We start from the raw sequence: 7,123 nt of genomic DNA, 5'->3' as shown, positions 1-7,123 counted from the left end.
TTCTGCTGTGCTTTGAGTGCAATTTTATGAATGAGCGATGCAGGTAAAGGCGAATAATGCAGAAAATCGAGCATAATCTCTGGTGTTACAAATTGTTGCATAAGCGGAAGCAATTGCATAATAACAGAAAATGTCCGCTCTTTTTCATTGGTGCTTGTTGGAGCATCGTCCACTACAATATCATATTCCAAACTTGTGACCATTTCCCGTGTAAGGGGAACATATTTAGCATTGTCTTCTCCAGCAATACGGATCAAACGGCCATCAGAGAGATAATTTTGGATAAGATAGAGAATAATTTTCCCCTGTCGTTGTCGATAACGACGCAATCCATCAAAAAAAGCAGCCAACAAATTGAGTGAGGATTGCCTGCGTTGTTCTTCGAGCACGCCCGGTTGATTGACAGAACGTGTTCCAACAAATTCAGGCGACAATCCTGTCACCTGAGAAATGGCTCCTTTTGCTTCATTAAAGAGTTGAAAAAAGCCATTTGGAAACTGTGCGATGGGTTTTGGTTGCACTCTTCCAGCCGACACAGCACCATTTTTCAACCAGGTAATACTATCGGCTCTTGCCCAGCTTTCTGTAGCTTGACGATCATCATCGAAAGCATCCCGCTCTGCCATGATGCCCCCTTTGGATTGACTGTTAAGCAAGTGCATGACTTGACTAAAATATTTATTAGCCCACCGTTGAGGATCTTTTGTTGGACGCACGATTCCGTAAAACTGTCGACTTAATTTATCAAATGTCCCAGTAATGCATTCCCATCCTAATTGATCAGAAGGCACCAACGGTCTATCGGGTGCCTCAAGTAATTTTTTTCCCAAGAAAGCACGTTTAACAATTTTTTTTGTCATTCTTGTTGCAGGAAATGTAGGAAATTCTTTTTTGATATGTTGAAAATCCTGTTCAGAATATTCAGTAAACCGTCCGGTTTGAGGATTAAGCACCTTATAGATCACTTCGCGTTCAAACCATCGGCATTCAGCCAGCGTAACCATTTTAGGACTCTGCAGAATATTTTCAGCCCCCTCGAGACTTTCGTGGTCTCCATCGCCATAGTCATAGTTATGAGCCGCTATTCTTGTTTGCTGCTGAACCCACTCTGCGTTTAGTTCACTCCAATGCACATTGGGGAACATTTCTCGAGCTATTTCCAGTGGTTTTTCATCAATATACCACACCCTTTGAGCATCGATAAGATTAGGCTTAACGGCGCTTGCATCCCACACCATTTTCATGGGATCAAGCCGTGCAATAACCGGTTTTCCCCTAGGATCTTCTTCATAATCGAGCCGGGTATCGGTCCATCCCATGCCGCAAATAATGGTATCTTGAAAAGCATCGGAATCTTCATATTCACCATGAGCCTCATCGCGAAACCATTCTGCTGCCCCGGTGAGGATTTGGTTAGCGATAGCAGCACCTTCTTGCCGCGGAATGAATTGCACATGACGTTTATTATTGCGTTCGGTTCCAACGACAGCATTAATCAAAGGCGCAACACGATTAAAGGTCATGACGGGTCTGTTTTGTTCCCGTAAGACAGCGAGATCTTGTTCGTTCCACTGTCGTCCATTGTAAAAATCATAATCTTCTTGAGCATTTTTTCGCCATTGCTCGACATGGGCAATATCTTCCTGATACCAATTAACGAGCTTTTGAAAAAGCGCCTGATGTTCGAGCTTTTCAAGCGGATCAAGAGAAGCAGTTTGCATATTCATTAAAAAGCCATCCATGATGTTGTAGAAGAAGAAGGACGCGACCGATAAACATCTTGTTTTTTGTGAGCACTGGGTTGCTCATAGGCCACACATAAAAGGCCGAAGCTATCGGCACCATGACTTGCCCAATCGTGTTCGGCTCCCAAACCGATATTACGTTGCTCATCGCGTTTTTCGTGATACCATGCGAGCGCTTTTCGTCCAGCTGTTGTTGTCTCACGATTAAACCATATAGCAGGGAATAATCGTCTCACAGCTTCGATACGCATTTTGACAGCGCCGATACCTTGGTTAGGAATAATTTGTGTACGAAAACCGGCTTGTTGGAGTGCACTTTCAAAACTGACATTATAGACACGATCTTTTGTAGCTCCATCATGTGGCAAGACCATCAGCGCTTTTTCATATCCCTTTTGACAGATCCATCCGATATGTTCTGATAAGGGTTGCCCTTGTGCTTCATAATAATCGAGCACACGAATTTCTCGTCCGACAAATTGTGCCACCCATAGAGCGGTTGCATCGGCTTTAGCACCGGTTCCACCGATATCCCAAAAGATTTTTATCTGGATCAGAGGATCACGCGGCACTTTGGTAATGCGTCCTTCTTGTTCTGCTTCGAGCAGCAATTTTTGGTAATAAGCTCCTTGCATTGCTTGCAGATATTCCCCTTCCCAAATATATTGATATTGTTCGGGTCTTTGTTCTAAATCGGCTTTTCGATCGCGATTAAGTTTTGCAGGAAATTTTGGATTATCGCGCCAATTAATTTCGACACCTTTGACATTAGGATCCTTGGTAAAACGGAAACGTTTTTCAACGGCAGCATTTTCTCGGCAAGGGTTCCACGTCACCCATAATTCGGAATGCCAGTCTTTTCCTTCTTCCCTGAGAGTTGGAATCAGGATTTGCCAAGCAGCATCGGTTACAGGTTCGGCCTCATCCACCCAACAGAGAAGAATCCGCCCCATAGATTTGACGCTAGCGATATTGCGATCAAGACCAGCAAAAGCATAGACGATACAGCCATCTTTTGATCTGATATATTTATCCCCCACCTCATAATAGTCGCTTAAAAAGGGATAGGATTCGATAGCACGTTTAATTTCTTCGAGAGAACTTTCAGCCAACGAATTTTGGAATTGTCTCGCACATAAGATAATGCCTCGTTCTCCAGCTTTTCCGTGACGATAGCCGATCACAGCTGTCATCAAAGCAAAGGAGCGTGTTTTCCCCGATCCCCTTCCTCCCCAAGCTGCACGAACATCAGCTTTTCCAGTAAAAACAGAAATGAGTTTTGGAATCAGGGCAATCTGAGCGGTTGTCATTGTGCACTCTTAGTTCTTGATAAACCCTTGTTCTTAAATCTTCTTACATCTCACTCCCACGAGAAGCTTCGTAAAATTTATCATTCATCGCCTCATTGGGGATCATCGGTACAATCTCAATCCGCGAAATGACCCTAGTATTCTCTTTGCCTTCTTCTGTCACTTGCAAAGGCAAAACCTTTGCCAACAAAGAAAAGAAAGGCACAGGATTATTGATCGCATGATAACAAAGATAAGACACAAGCCCATCACAACCATATTGATCGCCGGCCTTTTCAGCCGCGGTAAGGAGGGCTTTTTTGAAAAGTTTTGTTGTTTTATTCATGGCTCCTTTTGGTCGTCCTCTTCCCCGGAAAGGAAAAGAATTATCCTGTATCATCAAGCAATTCCTTTTTCATATGCACAATTTGTTGAAGAAAAAACATTTTTTCATCACGCTCCACTACTAAAGGAGAAGAAAGTGCGTTTACCACTAAAATCACGGCTCCGTTTCTCAACATAATGAGCAAGATAAAACAGAAACCTCAATCATTCATTTTATTTTGATACAATACGCTGTTTCTTGCGCGAGAAACGATGAACACTATCCTGAGAAGAAAAAAGAAATCAATTCAATAAAGGAGAAAATTATATCACGCAAAGATGATCCACTCCGTCCTCCCAATATAGCATTCAATCATCACTCTCTGGATTTCTTTCACTATCTTTGTTGAATGATGCATGAATATCAGCATTTTCGCTAATAACAGAAATAGATTTTAACCTCAAAGCCACCAATTAATCATTATTGTGCATTTTCGTTCTTGATAAATCCTTTGTGCCCAATTATTTCTTTCCCATCAAACTCCAAAAAAAACCTCTGCCGCACTAGCATCTTCTGCCACATAAACCTTTACTAACCTTTATTGAAAGGATAAGATCTGTTTAATTCTTAATATTTTTTCTCACCACTGCACGACAACATGATCTTTCCCAGTGTCCACCAGAACACTGCCACAGCACTTCCTCTATGCCAAAATCTTTTATGTGGTGATTATAAAATCTTCTTAGCTCTAAACCTCAGCTTATAATTGCCCTTAGCAATTATAAATCCGCACAACAAAAAATCACCTGCTGACCTGATTTACTGGATCAACAGCGCAATGAAATAAACACGGAATTTTGATTATGGCTCTATAGTAGCAGTTTAGATTCACCTTGTCAAATTTTTATTTTACCTTTTTGTTTTTTGACTATTTCAAACGTTTATTTTTCTTTTTCTGTTATAGAGGAAAAAATCAATTGCTCTCCTTCTTTTGCAATCGTCACGGTTGTATCATCACGGATTATCCCCTTTAAGAGGCTTTCTGCGAGGGGATCCTGAATTTCTCTTTGCATCATTCGTTTTAACGGCCGAGCTCCATAGAGGGGATCATAGCCTTTATGAGCGAGCAACGTTCGGGCTTCTGGTTTGATCTGCAAGGTAATTTTGCGTTCACTGAGCAAATTTTGTAAGTGTTGAATTTGAATATCGACGATTGCTTCGATATCTTTGCGTTGTAATCTTTGAAAGAGGATAATTTCATCGACGCGATTAAGGAATTCTGGTCGGAAGGCAGCTTTGACTACTTGCATCACTTCTTCTTTTGCTTGCTGTGTTATTTGTCCTTCCGATAATGCTGTCAAGCTCTCGGCTCCGAGATTAGAAGTCATAATGAGGACGGTATTTCGAAAATCGACGGTTCGTCCTTGACTATCTGTCAATCGTCCTTCATCAAGCACTTGAAGAAGGAGATTAAAAATATCGGGATGCGCTTTTTCAATTTCGTCGAAGAGAATGACCTGATATGGTCTACGTCTAACAGCTTCTGTGAGGATCCCTCCTTCTTCATATCCGATATATCCTGGAGGAGCACCGATCAATCGTGCTCCGGCATGCTTTTCCATATATTCGGACATATCGATCCGCAACATAGCCTGATCATCTTGGAAGAGAAAAGCAGCGAGAGCTTTTGTGAGTTCTGTTTTTCCGACCCCTGTTGGTCCTAGGAACATAAAGGAGCCGATAGGGCGGTTAGGATCTTGTAATCCGGCGCGTGCGCGTCGTACAGCTCGTGCGATAGCCTGTACGGCTTCGGTTTGCCCCACCACTCGGTTACTGATTTCGTCTTCCATCCGCAATAATTTTTCTCGTTCACCTTCGAGCATCCGATCGACGGGGATTCCTGTCCAACGAGAAACGATTTGAGCAATATGCTCTGTAGTAACGATTTCTTCGACCAGATTATTTTGTTGGTCGTCATTTTCTGCGACATTGAGTTGTTTTTCGAGTTCAGGAATGACACTATATGCAAGTTCACCAGCACGTTGGAACTGTCCATTTCGTTGAGCAATAGCCAAAGCATTTCGTGCTTCTTCGAGTTGTTTTTTCAGATCGGCAGCATAGCCTAATTTTTGTTTTTCGGCTTGCCAAGCTTGTGTCATTTCTGTTGAGCTTTTTTCCAAAGTTTCGAGTTCGGCTTTGACAGTTTTCAAGCGTTCTTTTGTTGCGGGATCAACTTCTGTTTTCAAAGCTTCCTGTTCGATTTTCAACTGCATGATGCGTCGATCGATTGCATCGAGTTCTTCTGGTTTTGAATCGACCTGCATCCGCAAACGTGCGGCGGCTTCATCGATCAAATCGATAGCTTTATCGGGCAAGAAACGATCGGCAATATAGCGTTGAGACAATCGTGCAGCAGCAATCAAAGCACTGTCAGCCAATCGTACTTTGTGATGTTGTTCGTATTTTTCTTTGATTCCTCGCAAGATAGAGATACTGTCCTCGACGGTTGGCTCAGGAACGAAGACGGGTTGGAAACGTCGAGCTAAAGCAGCATCTTTTTCGACATATTTTCGATATTCATCGAGCGTTGTAGCACCCACACAATGGAGTTCACCACGCGCGAGAGCGGGTTTGAGCAAATTAGAAGCATCCATAGGTCCATCGGATTTCCCGGCTCCGACGAGATTATGTAATTCATCGATGAAGAGAATAATTTGTCCATTTTCGGCTTGAACATCTGTGAGAACAGCTTTCAAACGTTCTTCAAATTCACCTCGATATTTTGCCCCAGCGATAAGAGCTCCCATATCGAGAGCATAGAGTTGTTTATCACGCAATGTTTCGGGCACATCACCATTGACAATGCGGAGCGCTAATCCTTCGACGATGGCGGTTTTCCCGACTCCTGGTTCTCCGATTAGCACAGGATTATTTTTGGTTCGACGTGATAAGACTTGAATAGTCCTTCTGATTTCTTCTTCTCGTCCAATCACAGGATCGAGTTTTCCTTCCCGTGCTTCTTTTGTTAAATCACGGGCATATTTTTCCAAGGCTTCATATTGGCTTTCGGCATGACGACTTGTTGCAGTTTTTCCCTTTCGCATTGTATTGATGACTTGCTCAAGCTCTTGAGCTTTCACCCCTCCTATTGTCAAAATGTCGGCTGTTTTTGCACTTTTTTCGAGAAGTAAAGCTTGTAAAACACGTTCCACTGTCACAAATTGATCGTTTGCTTTTTGAGCAATTTCTTCTGCTTTTGCGAAGACTTTTGCCAAAGGCTGAGACATATAGAGTTGTCCATTTCCGCCTTGTACTTTTGGCAAAGCATCGAGGGCTTCTTTGAGTTCTTTTTGAATAGCAGGCAAATTTCCTCCTGCTTTTTGGATCAAAGAAACTGCTAATCCTTGACTATCTTCTAAGAGCACTTTCAAGAAATGTTCAGGCATAAACTGCTGATGATCAGAAGAAAGAGCACTGCTTTGCGCTGCTTGTAAAAAACCTTGAAGCCGTTCGCTATATTTTTCCAAATTCATATTTTTTCTTTCTCTTTGCCTTTACAGACTCTTTGTCTTCACAAGCTTGCATTTTACCGCTTAGCATTCCTTTTTAAAGATCTTCACGATTCTCTACACACCCATAAACAACAACTCATTTAAATTAACAAGAAAAATATGGGAACATCTTTTTCTTATAGCAAGAGGGAAAACCTCTTTTTGAAAAGTGATCTCCATCCCTTTCCACTGCCTCTCCTTACATCTCTCCTC

The 7,123-nt window shown here is 42.3% G+C and carries 4 protein-coding genes; all 4 read right to left on the bottom strand.

Features of this window, described 5'->3' with window-relative positions; translation table 11 throughout:
* A partial coding sequence (locus T420_RS0100375; RefSeq protein ID WP_026501041.1) for a portal protein occupies positions 1 to 1,727 on the bottom strand: 1,727 nt, incomplete at its 3' end.
* Positions 1,727 to 3,055 (bottom strand): PBSX family phage terminase large subunit, encoded by a 1,329-nt coding sequence (locus tag T420_RS0100370; RefSeq protein WP_013545474.1) that lies wholly within the window; start codon positions 3,053 to 3,055, stop codon positions 1,727 to 1,729. The genes T420_RS0100370 and T420_RS0100375, both read right to left, overlap by 1 nt.
* Before the next feature lie 43 nt (positions 3,056 to 3,098).
* Complete coding sequence (locus tag T420_RS0100365; protein ID WP_013545475.1) at positions 3,099 to 3,434, bottom strand: hypothetical protein; 336 nt, start codon at positions 3,432 to 3,434, stop codon at positions 3,099 to 3,101.
* 866 nt (positions 3,435 to 4,300) lie between these two features.
* Positions 4,301 to 6,892, bottom strand: coding sequence for an ATP-dependent chaperone ClpB (gene clpB, locus T420_RS0100350; RefSeq protein ID WP_013545478.1), 2,592 nt, complete (start codon positions 6,890 to 6,892; stop codon positions 4,301 to 4,303).
* Positions 6,893 to 7,123: the final 231 nt, after the last annotated feature.

This window comes from Bartonella clarridgeiae ATCC 51734 (assembly GCF_000518185.1).
Classification (GTDB): domain Bacteria; phylum Pseudomonadota; class Alphaproteobacteria; order Rhizobiales; family Rhizobiaceae; genus Bartonella; species Bartonella clarridgeiae.
Note: the sequence above shows the minus strand (reverse complement) of the source record. Positions and strands in the feature narration are given on the sequence as shown.

Bases quoted from the DNA above. Each gene is read 5' to 3' on its own strand.
- T420_RS0100370 (WP_013545474.1), bottom strand. From the start codon at position 3,055: ATGACAACCGCTCAGATTGCCCTGATTCCAAAACTCATTTCTGTTTTT.
- T420_RS0100365 (WP_013545475.1), bottom strand. From the start codon at position 3,434: ATGATACAGGATAATTCTTTTCCTTTCCGGGGAAGAGGACGACCAAAA.
- clpB (WP_013545478.1), bottom strand. From the start codon at position 6,892: ATGAATTTGGAAAAATATAGCGAACGGCTTCAAGGTTTTTTACAAGCA.